This is a genomic window from Laspinema palackyanum D2c (genome assembly GCF_025370875.1).
Taxonomy (GTDB): Bacteria; Cyanobacteriota; Cyanobacteriia; order Cyanobacteriales; family Laspinemataceae; genus Laspinema; species Laspinema palackyanum.
In genome coordinates this window covers 26831-40947 of record NZ_JAMXFD010000039.1, presented here as the reverse complement: position 1 = coordinate 40947, position 14117 = coordinate 26831, and the positions used below count along the sequence as shown (strand labels likewise).

General features: G+C 49.3%; 18 protein-coding genes and 1 pseudogene. 5 read left to right on the top strand and 14 right to left on the bottom strand.

Annotation, left to right across the window (positions count from 1 at the left end; translation table 11 throughout):
* A pseudogene (locus NG795_RS26380) lies at positions 1–711 on the top strand (hypothetical protein); the annotation flags it as partial.
* 74 nt (positions 712–785) lie between these two features.
* On the opposite strand, the gene NG795_RS26375 reads toward NG795_RS26380, so the two are convergent.
* From NG795_RS26375 to prfB, 7 genes are all read right to left on the bottom strand, one after another.
* Positions 786–1601 (bottom strand): MBL fold metallo-hydrolase, encoded by an 816-nt coding sequence (locus NG795_RS26375; RefSeq protein ID WP_436836092.1) that lies wholly within the window; start codon positions 1599–1601, stop codon positions 786–788.
* 63 nt (positions 1602–1664) lie between these two features.
* The gene (locus tag NG795_RS26370; RefSeq protein WP_367291582.1) at positions 1665–2264 is read right to left on the bottom strand and encodes an anthranilate synthase component II; all 600 of its coding nucleotides are present in this window, start codon (positions 2262–2264) and stop codon (positions 1665–1667) included.
* Between the two features lie 140 nt (positions 2265–2404).
* The gene (locus tag NG795_RS26365; RefSeq protein WP_367291581.1) at positions 2405–2620 is read right to left on the bottom strand and encodes a hypothetical protein; all 216 of its coding nucleotides are present in this window, start codon (positions 2618–2620) and stop codon (positions 2405–2407) included.
* Between the two features lie 4 nt (positions 2621–2624).
* Positions 2625–3161, bottom strand: a complete 537-nt coding sequence (locus NG795_RS26360; RefSeq protein WP_367291580.1) for a diacylglycerol kinase family protein — start codon at positions 3159–3161, stop codon at positions 2625–2627.
* Positions 3162–3249: 88 nt separating this feature from the next.
* Complete coding sequence (gene ybeY, locus NG795_RS26355) at positions 3250–3771, bottom strand: rRNA maturation RNase YbeY (protein ID WP_367291579.1); 522 nt, start codon at positions 3769–3771, stop codon at positions 3250–3252.
* An 18-nt stretch (positions 3772–3789) separates the two neighbouring features.
* Complete coding sequence (locus tag NG795_RS26350) at positions 3790–4017, bottom strand: DUF3285 domain-containing protein (RefSeq protein ID WP_367291578.1); 228 nt, start codon at positions 4015–4017, stop codon at positions 3790–3792.
* 310 nt (positions 4018–4327) lie between these two features.
* Positions 4328–5450 (bottom strand): peptide chain release factor 2 gene (prfB, locus tag NG795_RS26345; RefSeq protein ID WP_367291577.1). Its coding sequence is split into 2 segments (ribosomal slippage): positions 4328–5377 and positions 5379–5450, totalling 1122 coding nucleotides; the frame shifts between segments, so codons are not numbered across the junction.
* A 450-nt stretch (positions 5451–5900) separates the two neighbouring features.
* Here prfB and NG795_RS26340 point away from each other — a divergent pair.
* On the top strand, positions 5901–6686 hold the full coding sequence (locus NG795_RS26340) for an RNA polymerase sigma factor SigF (RefSeq protein WP_367291576.1): 786 nt from the start codon (positions 5901–5903) through the stop codon (positions 6684–6686).
* A 126-nt stretch (positions 6687–6812) separates the two neighbouring features.
* On the opposite strand, the gene NG795_RS26335 is transcribed toward NG795_RS26340, so the two are convergent.
* From NG795_RS26335 to trpB, 5 genes are all read right to left on the bottom strand, one after another.
* Positions 6813–7442 carry a ribonuclease H-like domain-containing protein gene (locus NG795_RS26335; protein ID WP_367291575.1) on the bottom strand — a complete coding sequence of 210 codons (630 nt, stop codon included), beginning with the start codon at positions 7440–7442 and terminating at the stop codon, positions 6813–6815.
* 3 nt (positions 7443–7445) lie between these two features.
* Positions 7446–7718: a hypothetical protein gene (locus tag NG795_RS26330; RefSeq protein WP_367291574.1), complete on the bottom strand. Its 273-nt coding sequence runs from the start codon at positions 7716–7718 to the stop codon at positions 7446–7448.
* 16 nt (positions 7719–7734) lie between these two features.
* The gene (locus tag NG795_RS26325) at positions 7735–8889 is read right to left on the bottom strand and encodes a class I SAM-dependent methyltransferase (protein WP_367291573.1); all 1155 of its coding nucleotides are present in this window, start codon (positions 8887–8889) and stop codon (positions 7735–7737) included.
* A gap of 96 nt (positions 8890–8985) precedes the next feature.
* Positions 8986–9537, bottom strand: coding sequence for a CAP domain-containing protein (locus NG795_RS26320; protein WP_367291572.1), 552 nt, complete (start codon positions 9535–9537; stop codon positions 8986–8988).
* Between the two features lie 14 nt (positions 9538–9551).
* On the bottom strand, positions 9552–10796 hold the full coding sequence (gene trpB / locus NG795_RS26315; RefSeq protein WP_367291571.1) for a tryptophan synthase subunit beta: 1245 nt from the start codon (positions 10794–10796) through the stop codon (positions 9552–9554).
* A 166-nt stretch (positions 10797–10962) separates the two neighbouring features.
* Between trpB and NG795_RS26310 the strand changes: the two genes are divergently transcribed.
* Positions 10963–11319: a translation initiation factor gene (locus NG795_RS26310; RefSeq protein ID WP_367291570.1), complete on the top strand. Its 357-nt coding sequence runs from the start codon at positions 10963–10965 to the stop codon at positions 11317–11319.
* Between the two features lie 118 nt (positions 11320–11437).
* On the opposite strand, the gene NG795_RS26305 is transcribed toward NG795_RS26310, so the two are convergent.
* The gene (locus NG795_RS26305) at positions 11438–12580 is read right to left on the bottom strand and encodes a methyl-accepting chemotaxis protein (RefSeq protein WP_367291569.1); all 1143 of its coding nucleotides are present in this window, start codon (positions 12578–12580) and stop codon (positions 11438–11440) included.
* A gap of 117 nt (positions 12581–12697) precedes the next feature.
* On the opposite strand from NG795_RS26305, the gene NG795_RS26300 reads away from it, so the two are divergent.
* Positions 12698–12958 (top strand): hypothetical protein, encoded by a 261-nt coding sequence (locus NG795_RS26300; protein ID WP_367291568.1) that lies wholly within the window; start codon positions 12698–12700, stop codon positions 12956–12958.
* A 168-nt stretch (positions 12959–13126) separates the two neighbouring features.
* Here NG795_RS26300 and NG795_RS26295 read toward each other — a convergent pair whose 3' ends face one another.
* On the bottom strand, positions 13127–13483 hold the full coding sequence (locus NG795_RS26295) for a HepT-like ribonuclease domain-containing protein (RefSeq protein WP_367291567.1): 357 nt from the start codon (positions 13481–13483) through the stop codon (positions 13127–13129).
* Between the two features lie 559 nt (positions 13484–14042).
* Between NG795_RS26295 and NG795_RS26290 the strand changes: the two genes are divergently transcribed.
* Positions 14043–14111: a YqaE/Pmp3 family membrane protein gene (locus tag NG795_RS26290; RefSeq protein WP_367291584.1), complete on the top strand. Its 69-nt coding sequence runs from the start codon at positions 14043–14045 to the stop codon at positions 14109–14111.
* The last annotated feature ends 6 nt before the right edge of the window (positions 14112–14117 follow it).

The window sequence follows — 14117 nt, the reverse complement described above, 5'->3', positions numbered from 1 at the left end:
ATGTTTATTGGTGCAGGAAGGGGGGCCTTTTGTTCATTTACCCCCCCTGCTTTTTATAACTTTTTCAGCAAACCCTATCTATGGTTTGACCGCCTGTATTTGATCGCGACCCTGAATTTATTCTTATTTTTGGGTCTGATTGCCGCCCTCTCCCCACCGCGACAAACCCTCTTGGATTGGGCGCGTTATGCTCACCAAGCCAAGGGTCAATCCGTGTTACAAGATTTAATCTGGGGTGAAAAAAGTCCCGCACCTGTGGCGATCGCCATCTGTGCCACCATTACCGCCCTCGTTTTTATCCCCTGGGTCCTCTTATGGCCCTTGGAAATGCTCCCCAAATTGCAGGCGATCGCCGTGATCGGCTTCTACGTCATCTTGGCCGCAATTTATGCAGTCCTGGCTCAAATCATGCTGTTGCTCAAATCCAAAAAGCGAGCATTGTGGGTCACAGGCGTTGTTGGGGCTGCGATCGGCCTCCCCTTGCTCACCCTAGCCCTCTTAGGAGGACAACCCGAAACCATCCCCGAGATTTATCTGCTCTCCATCCTCTCCTTATCCGGCGTAGAATACGCCACTACGACCCCCATCTTTATGGCATTCCTAGGACATCTCGCCATTTTTGCGGGACTCTGTCTCAAGTTACGTCAGCAACTCAACCGCGCTGGAGAGTCCGCCACCAAAGCCCTCCTCATGGGTAGAAAAGTCAGTTAATCTATAAGAAGGGGGCAGTACATAGACTGCCCCCCTTCTCTATAGAGGTCATGAGTAATTCTGTTAGCTAGTCTTCAACCCGTTACGGTTTGATAACTCATGATTTTAATCACGGGACCCGTTTCGGGTAAACTGCCCGTGGTCAATTCAAGGGAATTGGCATTGACCTGTTCCACAACCCGATTATCCAGAACCGATAAAAACTCATCCACCTCAACCAAATCGCAAACTTGAGCATCCGCTGCGGTGGTGCGATAGTGCATGGGAATCACCACTTTCGGGTTCAACTTGAGCATCGCTTCCTTGGCTTCCGAAGGGGTATAAGCTTTTGGACCTCCCCCTACCGGCAATAACAGCAAATCTGGGCGTCCCATGAGGATTTGCTGTTCTGAATTAATCGGTGCCGCTGCGCCGCCGAGGTGGAGGATTTTCACCCCTGCTTGGGTCCAACTCCAGGCGACATTGATGCCGAAGCGTCGTCCGCCATAGCGATCGTGATCGGTGCGAATTCCCTGGATTTGCTTGTTGCGAAACTGATAGGACCCAGGTTCAAACAATAATCGGGGTTCTCCCGGCAGTCCTTCGGTATTTCCTTCGTCCAATAACCGGGAACTAATTAAGACTAAATCTGCGGAGACTAACGGGGGGGGATATCCTGCGGTACATCCAAGACTCCGGAAGGGATTGACTAGGACCCGCTGGCCTTCCCCTTCAAATAAAAAGCAAGTATGGCCTAACCATTTTACGGAGAGGGAATTGGTATTTTGAGCCCGGTTTCCAGAACTGGGGGGCGTTTGCGCTGCCCACTGTTGCCATGCTGAAGGAAGTGTGCTGGCAATCCCTGCCAAAGCCGCTACTTTCCCATAATGGAAAAACTGTCGCCGATTAATCATGATCGAAATCGCTACAAACAGCGGAATTTAAAGGTTAACGGTCGAGGATGAAAGGTTGGATTACACGAGGGATTTCAACTGATCCAGAAAGTTTTTCAGCAGTTGTTTTCCTGGAGTGGTGAGGATGCTTTCGGGGTGAAATTGCACGCCTTCTAGGGTGGGATACTTCCGATGTCGGACTCCCATGATTGTGCCATCTTCCACCCAAGCGGTAATTTCGAGTTCCTCCGGACAGGTGTCTCGGTCAATGACGAGACTGTGATACCGAGTGGCGGTAAAGGGATTTTCTAGGTTTTGAAAGACGCCAACTCCGTTGTGATGAACTTCGGAGGTTTTACCATGCATCAGTTCCGGTGCCCCGACGATTTGACCCCCAAAGACTTGTCCGATACATTGATGGCCGAGGCAAACGCCGAGAATGGGTAGGGTGGGAGCTAATTCTGTAATTAACTTCAGGGAAATGCCTGCATCTTCCGGGCGTCCGGGTCCTGGGGAGATGACGATCGCATCGGGCCCTAATTTACGAATTTGGTCGATGGTGATTTGGTCATTCCGGTAGACGCGGATATCTGAGGCGATCGCCGTTTCTTTGCCCAGTTCTCCCAGATACTGGACAAGGTTGTAAGTAAAGCTATCGTAGTTATCGATAACGATAATCAAGGTAGAGACTCCTTTTTAGGCGAACAATCATTATAATAATTGGGAATTTTAGAGTTTAGAGTTTAAAACTTAGAGTGGCGAGTTTAGGCTAATCCAGTTAAATTAATAAATTGACATTCTCTGGTAAAATTATCAGTTTTTTAATAAAAGTTGAGGGCAACCGATTCAGAGAGTTGAGGGGGATCCGGGTTGAGGATCCGAGGGTTCGGGTGAGGGGTGGATGAGTTCCACCCTTCCCGATCGCGATTGAGACTGTAGCCTTGCCAATTAATTCCTAACCCGACGAGTTGAGGCGGGGACCGTACAGGGTGTAAACACCGACCGGGGACTGTCTCCACTGGGGAGGGTAAAGACACCGAGTCAAAGAATAGTTTGCACCCAGGTGAATAAGGGGGGTAACAGCAGGCATCCGGCCACGGCGATCGCTACGATCGCCGAGATTAATACGGCACCAGCAGCACAATCTTTAGCAATTTTAGCCAAGTCGTGATAACTTTGCTGAACGGTTAAATCGACTACAGATTCTAGGGCAGTATTCAGGAGTTCCATCGTTAAAACGGCCCCAATTGTTAACGTAATGATGGAAATTTCTACAAAGCCGACTTGTAAAAAAATCCCCAAGGCGATCGCCACTGAACCGATGACGACATGAATCCGAAAGTTGCGTTGGGTTTGGAAGGTGTAGCTGATTCCCGTTGCCGCATATTTAAAACTAATGAATAAGTTCGTAGCAACCTGCCAGGACAAATCACGATTGAATCGGGTAGGCTGATGCGATACTCGCTTTGGTGGTGGGGTCGATCCCTCGGGAGACATAGGCAGGACAGTAGACAAATTTAATGGTGGAGCAACGGATTGAGTCGGTTGGCCGGTTATTTCCGAACGGTCTAATTTCATAGCAGGTATTGCTTCCGTGCGCTAGTTTGCTCAGATACTGAACCCATACTACAACCTCACTTTTGGAGAAGTTGTGTTGTCTGTATCGTTACAAGGCAAGACCCACAGCGGTGAGTAAGGTTTCTTGTTGACCTAGCATCCGGGTTAAACTCTCTTCATCCGGATGATCCCAACCCAACAGATGAAGGAGTCCATGAGCCGCCAACCAAGCGAGTTCTACGGTGACGGAATGCTCCTGCTGTTCGGCTTGTCGAGCGGCTGTATCCACGGAAATAATAATGTCCCCTAAATACAGAGGAATCTCTCCGCAGATAGAGTCTATCGGTGGATACTCTACCTCTAAAGCGGCAAAAGATAACACATCCGTGGGTTTATCTTGATGGCGATATTGAGCATTGAGTTGTTGGATTTCCCCATCGTCACTCAAGCGGATGCTCAGTTCATAGCCGATCGCCGGTGGGAGTTCGGTTTCAAGCTGTTGCAACCAAGTCTGGAACCACTGGTCCCAGGTTTCCTCGGCGATCGCCTCACACTGCACTGTCCTAGCAACATCAGACTCCCAATAGGCATTTTGCACCATCAGCTCAAGTTCAATAGTTTGACACTGCACTTTATTTTTATCCTCTGCTTAACGGGTTAGATATGCTAGTCCCACCAGTAGCCCCAACAATCCCACCGTTGTTAGGAAGAAGTGCTTCAAAGAGGTCCCCCGCTTGCGAACCATATTTCGCATCGCCAGTTTCACATAGCTATCTTGGGGGCTTTTTGGGGCTTCCCCTGGCTCAGATTCAGTCAAGGGGGCCGTTTCAGGCTCGGGCCGATCGGACAATTCAGACGGGGTAGAGGGGTGACTCATCTCAGTTAATAAAATTATGAGTTCGGAACCAAATTGATAACATTTTTTTCAATTCTACCACTTTTTGGGGGTTGAATTCCCCCAATCTTTAAAAAAAGCAGACAGAATCTACCCCTACCCTGAAGGCACTCCAATGGGGAAAACAGGAAAAGACCCAATCCTATCCGGTTCCCTGGGGATTTTTTTATTAGTCCTGGGGGATAAACCGATTCCGAACACAAAAAAAGCCTATTAAAAACTCAGAAGATTGAAACCCTTGTTCTGAATTTTTAATAGGTTTGACTCAGGGAAAATCAATCAATCCTGATTTTTACAGAGAATTGCTATCCCCCAGTTGGGTTTCCTGACGAAGATAGGCTTCAATGAAGGCATCGAATTCGCCATTCATAATGTCGGTAATATTGGTGGTTTCAACGCCAGTGCGGAGGTCTTTGACCATTTGATAAGGGTGAAAGACATAGTTACGAATCTGGTTCCCCCAGGCGGCTTCTACCATATCCCCTCGGATTTCGGCAATTTCTTGGGCGCGTTGCTCTTGAGCGATTACGAGCAATCTGGCTTTGAGTAAAGCGAGGGCTTTTTCTTTGTTTTGAAGTTGCGATCGCTCCTGGGTACAGCGCACCGCCAGTCCCGTGGGCAAATGCACCACCCGCACGGCAGTTTCCACTTTATTCACGTTTTGACCGCCTTTCCCCCCGGAACGGGAGGTGGTGATTTCTAAATCTTTCTCGGGAATATCTAACTTGACCGATTCATCCAACATCGGCATGACTTCGACTCCAGCAAAGCTGGTTTGCCGCTTCCCGTTGGCATTAAAGGGGGAAATTCTCACCAGTCGGTGCGTTCCTTTTTCTCCCTTCAAATAGCCATAGGCATAACGTCCCTCAATTTCTAGGGTGGCTGATTTAATCCCCGCTTCGTCTCCTTCCGAGATTTCGCTACATTGGACTTTATACCCGTGCCTTTCGCCCCAGCGGGTGTACATTCGCACCAACATTTCGGTCCAATCTTGGGCATCGGTGCCACCGGCACCGGCATTGATGCTCAAAACCGCACCGCTTTTGTCGTAGGGTCCACAGAGCAATTGTTCTAATTCCCAGCGATCGAGTTCTTCGTCCAGTTGGGTGAGGGTGGATTCCGCTTCTTGACAAAGTGCCTCATCCGGTTCCATTTCCAGCAGTTCTAAGATAGCCTTGGTATCTTCTAGGCTATTTTTCCACTGATGATATTGGTCTAAATGAGACTTGAGGTCGTTGAGTTCTTGCAGGGTAGAAGATGCCTTGTTCTGGTCTTCCCAAAACTCGGGTTGAGCGGCTAATTGCTCTAAGTCGTGGATTTTGGCAGTGAGAGCGGGAATGTCAAAGATAGTCCTGGGTTTTACCCAGGCGATCGTACAACTGTTCAACTTCCCGTTTGATTTCTAAAACTTCCATGTTGGCTGTCGCGGATTTCCTTTCTCAATCAAGCAGATAACTAATTGTTATTGTAGCGAAACTTGGCCCAAGCAGACTGTTTTCCTTGGGGTGACGATGCCCTGTACCCCACCCCCGATGAGAAACCCTCGTCGTCGCTTGACCTGGGATTTTCAGGGCCGATCGCCTCGGTGTCGCATTTGTGCTCTGACTCCCGAGGGGGCGAATTAACATTTCTTCACAAGCTCGGGACAGACTTTACATTCACCAGAAAAAATTTCCGTATTTTTGCGGAACTCCCTGATTTGAACCCAGAGGAGTTCCGTAAAACAACTCTAGTGGTCGCCTCTACCTTAAGGCATACTAAAAGTAGGTTAAATTTATTGACTAACTCTTAAGACAGTTTTTCTTATTCTCCAATCCACCGCCCCTGAAAACCAGGGAATACCTTTATTCGAGGCTCTAAATAAAATGGCGACTCAATCCTCTTCTATGCACTACCGAGGGATGGAACTCTTAGTCTCCTATCACCAAAATCCCTCGGTGCTTGTTCGCAATCAGCTAGTGCGTTTAAATGCTGGCTTGGTTAGAAAAATAGCTCACCGAGTCAGCCATCAATGTGCTGAACCTTACGAAGACCTCGAACAAATTGGTTATTTAGGCTTAATTCGGGCGATCGAACGATTTCAACCCAGCCAAGGTTGTGCCTTTAGCTCTTTTGCCGTCCCCTACATTCGCGGCGAAATGCTACATTTTTTGCGAGACAAAGGATCTTCGGTGAAAATTCCCCGGCGGTGGCGGGAATTGCAAACCCGAGGCGAACGAGTTCGCGAAACCTTAACCCAATCCCTCGGGCGTGTCCCCACTGATGCAGAGATTGCCGAACAGTTGCTGGTTTCGGTGGAAGAATGGCGGCAAACGAAGTTAGCGACCCAAAATCGGATGCCCCTGAGTTTAGATGCCTTGGTCTCTGTCCAGGTGGATACTCCCGTAACCTTGGGTGATACCTTGGTGGATCATCACTATCAATCCCTGCAAAATTTAGAAGAAGAACGGCAACAACTCCAACAAGCCCTCAGTCAGTTGGAAGACAAGACTCGCACGGTGATTGAGTCGGTGTTCTTTAATGAAATTCCCCGCAAAGAAGTGGCGGAGCAAATTGGGGTGAGTCCCATGACCGTGACACGCTGGATTAAACGCGGAATTGAACAGTTAGTGGGTGGATTACAACCTTCGGTGACTTCCACAGAATCCTAAAGAACAGGAGAAGAAACCGGGTTTAAGCAGGATAAAAGGCTTTCACCCGATTATTTTTAATCCCCTAAAACGTTCTAAATTTTCATCAGCAGGGTGGCTGGAATTTTTGAAAATTTTGAAAGTCCCTTAATGCTCAAAAATATCTTTATATTGCAATAAATCTAAAGAAATAAACACGGGCAAACATTGGAAGCACTGCTGGGCGAGTTCCCAACGTTCCTCTCGTTCTAGCATGGCTTGTAACTTCTGTTGCACCGGGAGCAAATAGCGCACATCATTGGCGGCATAACTCAACTGCGCTTCTTCCAGGTTGTCGGGATTGCCCCAATCGGAACTTTGGGCGCTTTTGTCCAGTTCAACTTTACAGAGTTCTTGGACTACTTCTTTGAGTCCGTGGCGAGGGCTGTAGGTGCGGGCGAGTTTGCTGGCGAGTTTGGTACAAAAGACGGGTTGGACGGCGATGCCGAGATGATAGAGCAAGGTTGCCATATCAAAGCGGGCAAAGTGAAAGACTTTGAGGATATTGGACGCTTCGAGAAGTTCTTTCAGATAGGGGGCTTCTTTTTGGCCTCGGGGGATGCGAATGACGGTGACGTGCCCTTCACTATCGCAAATCTGCACCAAACAGAGGCGATCGCGCTGGGGTAAGAGTCCCATTGTTTCCGTATCGACTGCGATCGCCGAGGCGGACAAATACCCCGCTAACTGTTCCGGTGTTAAATCGCAGTCGCACACTTGAAATGCTTGCAATGTCATAACCTACCCCTCATCCTCCTGCAACACCCGCAACACCCGGGCGATATAGTCTGCCCGCCATTGCTCTCGTTCTTGTTCAACCTGCTGACTCGGCTGATAAGCCTCAATCTCTGCTGTCGTGAACAGTCCTTTAGTCTGAGCGATTTTTTCCATCGTGTCAAGTCGTTCCCGCAGGACAGAAACCTCCCCTGCTAATGCCAAGGCGATCGCCAATAACTGGTCTTCTTCTGGGTTCTGTAAATAAACGGGCCGTTTTCCCTTGGCTTTCTTTTTCATCCCAATCCTTAGATGCTTATTTCCAGGCTACCAACATGAACCAGGTCCCGCGACCGCCAAATTCTTGACTCTTGGGGGTCCCATTCCCTTGGGCTTGCAACCAAGCCCCATTCGGTGCAAAGGTTTCCAACACTTGGTCTGGCTCAAACCCCGCCTTAATGGCCTCCGCCTTCAAATCCAGGTCCCGAAATGCACCCCAAAAGGGTTCATTATTATTCACCGTTTCCCAATCGAAGGCGAAAGCCCGATAACTATCCATGTGGCAATAGAGAGGGGCTTCAATATGTACCATCATTCCCCCCGGTTTCAACAACCGATAGGACTCCCGCAGCACATTCCGAAGCGCCGGAACCGGGATTTCATGGAGCAAAATGTGACTGACCACCAGATCAAAGGACTCGTCGGCAAAATTGGTTTTTTCCGCATTCTGCTGGGAAAAATGGACCCGCTTCCCTAACGCTTCCGCCCGGGCATGGGCATATCGTAACAGGGATGCTCCAATATCAATGCCGTGAACTACGGCCTCCGGATAGCCCTCCACATAAGGTAAAGTGCTGTGACCCACCGTACATCCCATATCCAAAATATGGCCCGGGTGAAAGTCGGGGTATTCCCGTTTGAGAAAGTTCTGGACTGCCGATCGCCCCATATCATCATTGAGGGGACCCAGCATTCCTCGGACATATAAATAAACCCCGCGATCGTAGAGGGCACCGGCGGCTACATCATCGGCGCTCAAGTCACTGTGATAACTTCCCGGCATACAATGAATGTCTACCGCTTGTTGATAGGTGGGAATCAACAGGTCGGGGTTTAACGTTAAAGACCCCAAAGGCTGATTTACCCCTTTCGCCCGTTCCCTTAACTCCGGGAGTTGACGTTCTACGCTACTGAGGACGGAATCCCACATCAGTTCTTGGCCCATGCGTCTCAAGGCGCTGACCCATCGGTAGTAGGGTTCGTCCTTCATCGCTTGCTGAATTTCATAACGGGTTTCTGGGGTCCGCTGATGCTCTCGCTCAAACCGGGGTTTCGCACGAGTTTCGTAAACCCCTTGATTTTTGGCACTCAGACTAAAAACGTGCTTTTTCAAGCTAGTGACGAAGTTTTGGCGTGCCAACTCGTCATGGGTGGTCTCGGGGAGAATCGGATGTCTGAATTGTGGGTTCATATTGGGTATTGGGGAGGAGTGGAATGCAGAAGGGGAAAGAGGTGTAATCGCCCTGGATCACTCTGACAGATTAACCGCTCAAGGCTGAAGATGACCCTATCGACCCTTGATAAAAATTTGGCTGTAATAATACTCGCCTTTGGCATTTTTAGCAATCCCAATGCCGGTCAAATCGTAAGCCCCCACCATATTCTGCTCATGGCCGGGACTGCCAATCCAACCCTCTACCGCTTGATTAACCGGATCCCGATAGCCCATGTTATAAGCAAGATTTTCCGCCGCCCTGCGATAGGAGAGGGATTGACCGATCGCCTTGATGCGGTTATCAAACCCATCATGACTAAAAGTCATCTCTCCTTGGGCCATCGCTTCACTATGTTTTCTAGCTTGGATACTAATGCGTTCATCAACGGTTAGGGGCGGCAGGTTTCGGGCCTGCCGATATTGATTCACCAGTTCATGAACCCGTTGTTCCATCTCGCTAAATTCAGAATCAGAAGATGCTGGAATGGGAGTTGTCGGTTGGGGACTTACCCCAATTCCCACCTCTTCTAATCCCGCTTCTAAATAGGCAGAAAACTGGCAACCACTTACGGTTGTCACCATCGTTAAGAGTGCCAGCTTTGCCAGGAGAAATCCGAGTTTCATGGGGGTTAATCCAGTTAGGAGTTGGGGAGAAGATGTTTCGCCACCGTTTGTACGTCTTTGTCACCCCGGCCCGAACAATTAATCACAATCCGAGGGCTGCCTTCAACTTGAGTACAAAGGGTTTCTAAATAGGCGATCGCATGAGAAGTTTCCAACGCTGGAATAATCCCTTCTAATTGCGATAACCGCTGAAATGCTTCTAACGCTTCTTTGTCCGTAATGCTGTAATATTCCGCCCGTCCTAAGTCTTTCAAATAACTATGTTCAGGACCGACTCCGGGATAATCCAATCCAGCACTAATCGAATGGGCCTCAATCACTTGACCTTCATCATCTTGGAGTAAATAGCTCATGGCCCCATGTAAGACCCCGATTTGGCCGTGAGTCAGGGTCGCCGCGTGTTTATCGGTATTCACCCCTTCCCCGGCTGCTTCTACTCCAATTAGGCGGATTTGGGGTTCGTTGACAAATTCATGGAATAACCCCATCGCATTGGAACCACCGCCGACGCAGGCGAGGAGAATATCTGGCAAACCGCCCCATTTTTCCAGGCATTGGGCGCGGGTTTCCTGTCCAATCACTGCATGGAAGTCGCGGACCATCATGGGATAGGGGTGGGGTCCTGCCACGGAACCGAGGATGTAATGGGTGGTTTCCACATTGGTTACCCAGTCGCGAATCGCTTCGGAGGTGGCATCTTTGAGGGTACCTGTCCCAGCGGCAACGGGGCGGACTTCAGCCCCCATCAGACGCATTCTAAACACATTTAGGGCTTGACGTTCCATATCGTGAACGCCCATATAAATCACGCATTCTAGGCCAAAGCGGGCGCAGACTGTGGCAGTGGCAACGCCATGTTGACCCGCGCCAGTTTCGGCGATAATGCGCTGTTTGCCCATGCGTTTGGCGAGGAGGGCCTGGGCGATCGCATTGTTAATTTTATGAGCACCCGTGTGGTTAAGGTCTTCCCGTTTCAGGTAAATTTGTGCGCCGCTACCGTCGGGTCTAGCATAATGTTGGGTCAGGCGTTCCGCGAAATACAAGGGGCTGGGACGTCCAACATAATCATGCAGCAGCAAGTCGAGTTCAGCTTGAAATTCCGCGTCGTTGCGATATTGCTGATAGGCGGTTTCTAGTTCGGCTAGGGCAGGCATGAGGGTTTCGGGGACATATTTGCCGCCAAAGCGTCCGAAGCGTCCAAAGGTATCGGGTTGTTGCTCTTTTGATGTGGGGGTTAGGGGTCTGGGTGTCGTAGTCACGGCGATCGCAATAAATGAAACAATAATGGAATCAGATTTCCATTATACGAGGCCAGCGCTCATTCCGGAGTCCTCCGGCTGTCTCCCTTTGCCGCTTTTAACTCCCTCGGGTTTGCCCTAGGCTAAACTACAATGGATTGCTGTTTCTTATGATTTGATAAGGTTTATGGACGCTTCTAAAAAGAAATCCGGTCGGGACAATCGCATCGCTTATCAAGAATTCGGAACAGGTAGTCAACCGAATGCCGCCACGGAACGTCCGGTTACGGAACTGCCTCCTTCTCAGCAAAAGATTCGAGTGCAAGCCTCGCGCAAGGGGCGTAAGGGGAAAACGGTTACAGAAATTACCGGCTTTCAACTGAAACCGGAAACGTTATCGGACTTAGCAAAGCAGCTCAAAAGCCAGTGCGGAACTGGGGGGACGGTGAAGGAAAATACGATTGAAATGCAAGGTGATTGCAAGCAAAAAGTCGTGGAAATTTTGACGGGTTTAGGTTACCCGGCAAAAATCAGTGGCGGCTGATTTTAATTTTTCCAATCTGCCCCAATTTAAGGGGAAATCTCCGGAATGATGCCGTGGGACTGGGGCAAACTCTTACAGCAGTTTTTAAGGGTTTGGCCCGGTTTTGAGGCCAGGGGTTCTAAACAATTTGCTTCAAATTTTGAGCGACGCTGTTGAGGCGATCGGTGCCAGTTTTGACTTGGCTAATGCCTTGGGCGGTCTGATTGGCAACTTTATTCAGGGAGTTCATAGCTTCGACGACTTGCTGAATGGCGATCGCTTGTTGTTTGGCGCTCAAAGAGATTTGTTGGGTGCTTAAGGTAATGTTATTAATCGCTTCAGTGACTCCCTCGAAGGCTTCGGCGGTTTCTTTAGCAATTTTTAAACTCGCTTGGACCGTTTTACTCCCTTCATCAGTGACAATCACCGTGGAATTAATCGCCGATTGAATGTCAGCAACTAGCCCATTAATCTTTTCGGTGGATTTCTGACTTTGGTCGGCGAGTTTTCTAATTTCACTGGCAACTACAGCAAATCCTTTGCCATGTTCCCCCGCCCGAACTGCTTCGACTGCCGCATTTAGAGCCAGCATATTCGTTTGAGTGGCTAAATCACTGACGAGTCCGGAGATATTACGAATTTGAGAGGTTTGTTCGCTCAAGCGGAGGATTTGTTCGGCGATTTCTCCCACTTTGGCTTTTAAAGCGGACATATCGGCTAAGGTGCGTTCAACCGCTTTACTCCCGCCTTCTGTTAAGACTAAGGCATTGCGCGCATCAGCGGCAGCAGCCTCAGCTTGTTCCGCTGATTGTCGGGAGGATGCGCCCAATTCGTCCATCGTGGTGCTGGTTTGATTGACCGACGCTGCCTGATCATTGGCAATGCGTTCTTGTTGGGTCATGGTGGTGGCGATATCCATTGAGGATTGGGTGATTTCCTGGGCGACTTCCTCAACCCGATGGTTCACTCCCGAGGCAGTCGCCCATACTGCATAAGCCATTAATCCCAGTTCGATTAATCCCCCCAGAATTAGGGTTAATTGTAGGTTGTTTAAGCCGGTTTCGAGGTTTCTGATTTCTTGAGTTCCAAGTTGTTGCTCGGTGGGGCTTAAGACGGCTTCGTTTCTGCCTAAATTTTGGCTGGCAATGGGCTTGAGACGGGTCCAGGATTGTTCCGCTTGTTCTCGGTTAGAATAGAGCAAGACTAGAAGTATCAATAATCCGCCAAACGGTAGCATTGCTACCCGCCAAATGTACGAGTTGAGTTTCCGATTAGAATCCATATAAGTTTTCCATTCTTTAGCAGGCAATCAACTTCGAGCGACCCTTTTCGGTCTGAGAACCCCTGATCATTTGTTGTAGTTGCTACCGAGTGAAGGGAGGAAGTTATTTTCTATCCGGTGATGAGAATTTATAGAAAATTATATCATTTCTGGGAGGGAGTTTCGGAATCTGGGGAGGGGGGACGAGTTCCGTGGGCTCAGGTGGAGCAGGAAGGAGAACGGGTCGAGCGATCGCCTGATTTGAGGATTGCCTTGGGGCTGAAAATTTCCGTAGTTTTACGGAAACAAGGTGGGATGATCCCCGGAACACAGCAGCGCCTTCCCCTGGGTTCGAGCCAGGGCTGTGGGAGGACTAGAGGGAGGGCGATCGCCCCTTAGACCCAGGCTCAGGACGCAAAAATGGCGATCGCCAAACTTGTCGGCTTGGAGGGGATGAGACGTTGCTCATCAACTCGCCTGACCCCCGATTAAATCGCCCCCAGAAAACCGAACCCAACGGGATTAAAGTGGGTTTAAATCCCGAAAACAGAGGCTACTTTTCGAGGTTTAGTAGTAGGGTTGTTCCTCTTGTTCTTGCCCGGGTAAAACCTTTTCTAAAGATTCTACTAGGACAGGTAAATCCTGCTGAACCGTATCCCAAACGACTTCTAATACTATCTTATCATATTCATGGATAATTCTATTCCGCATCATAATAAAAGGAATTCGGGACAGAGAAACTCGGGTTCGTTCGGACAGACGACGTTCCGCCTCTCCAATCACTTCTAATCGCCGAATCACTGAATCTTGCAGTTGAACATCTTCTACAAAACTGGACCAGCTACTTCTAGAAACGTAGTTCAAAGCGAGTTTGGCCGAGATTAAAATATCCAACAGATATTGCAGGTCACGGGGTGCCAGCATAAATTACCTCAGCTACACTTTAAAAATAAAACGGCAGATGTCGTGGTGCGTTGACGCCAGGGAGGGCAACCTAAACCCCCCTGGGGCGGCCCCTCCCATCCTCGGGTGTTGCGATTTCCAACCCTGAACGGTGCAATTTTCCTGACATCCCCTCGTTTTGGCAAGGATGGAGTAGGAGCAAAAGCCTCAATTGCAAAAATACTGCGAGCCATTGGTTCGCACTCCCTTTTTTTTTCCAGATTGAGATAATTCCCCGCCCAGGTGGGATGCGCTCTTTTTTGATCTCTATTCATAGGTTGTGTTTGCGAGGGTCGAGTCACCGTACCGGATCTACCCTACCATCGTTTTGCTCTGGGTGCGATCAAAGTTGCCCCTCCAGACCCTCAAACCGGAGATGGGTTGGTCTGGGTTGGCCCTACTGAGTCAGTCCCCCCGCGCCCGACTGATGCGCTGCCAAGGGGATGAAAGCTTTTACAAAGTCCCAGGGATAGACATCGGGGGTAAGACTTCTTCTGGTGGTCTTTTTGATGCATCCTTTGGGAAAAAGCTAAGATAGGAAATGGATCGAACGTTCTTGGGGTATCTTCCCGGGATTATCCATGCCGTCTGGGTGATTGTCAGAAAGTAACCCCTA

Excerpts from the sequence above, each read along its gene's own strand:
- NG795_RS26320 (WP_367291572.1), bottom strand. The coding sequence starts at position 9,537 with ATGAAACTCGGATTTCTCCTGGCAAAGCTGGCACTCTTAACGATGGTG.
- NG795_RS26335 (WP_367291575.1), bottom strand. The coding sequence starts at position 7,442 with ATGACATTGCAAGCATTTCAAGTGTGCGACTGCGATTTAACACCGGAA.
- NG795_RS26325 (WP_367291573.1), bottom strand. The coding sequence starts at position 8,889 with ATGAACCCACAATTCAGACATCCGATTCTCCCCGAGACCACCCATGAC.
- NG795_RS26360 (WP_367291580.1), bottom strand. The coding sequence starts at position 3,161 with ATGAAATTAGACCGTTCGGAAATAACCGGCCAACCGACTCAATCCGTT.
- NG795_RS26295 (WP_367291567.1), bottom strand. The coding sequence starts at position 13,483 with ATGCTGGCACCCCGTGACCTGCAATATCTGTTGGATATTTTAATCTCG.
- NG795_RS26330 (WP_367291574.1), bottom strand. The coding sequence starts at position 7,718 with ATGAAAAAGAAAGCCAAGGGAAAACGGCCCGTTTATTTACAGAACCCA.
- NG795_RS26340 (WP_367291576.1), top strand. The coding sequence starts at position 5,901 with ATGGCGACTCAATCCTCTTCTATGCACTACCGAGGGATGGAACTCTTA.
- NG795_RS26305 (WP_367291569.1), bottom strand. The coding sequence starts at position 12,580 with ATGGATTCTAATCGGAAACTCAACTCGTACATTTGGCGGGTAGCAATG.
- NG795_RS26350 (WP_367291578.1), bottom strand. The coding sequence starts at position 4,017 with ATGAGTCACCCCTCTACCCCGTCTGAATTGTCCGATCGGCCCGAGCCT.
- NG795_RS26310 (WP_367291570.1), top strand. The coding sequence starts at position 10,963 with ATGGACGCTTCTAAAAAGAAATCCGGTCGGGACAATCGCATCGCTTAT.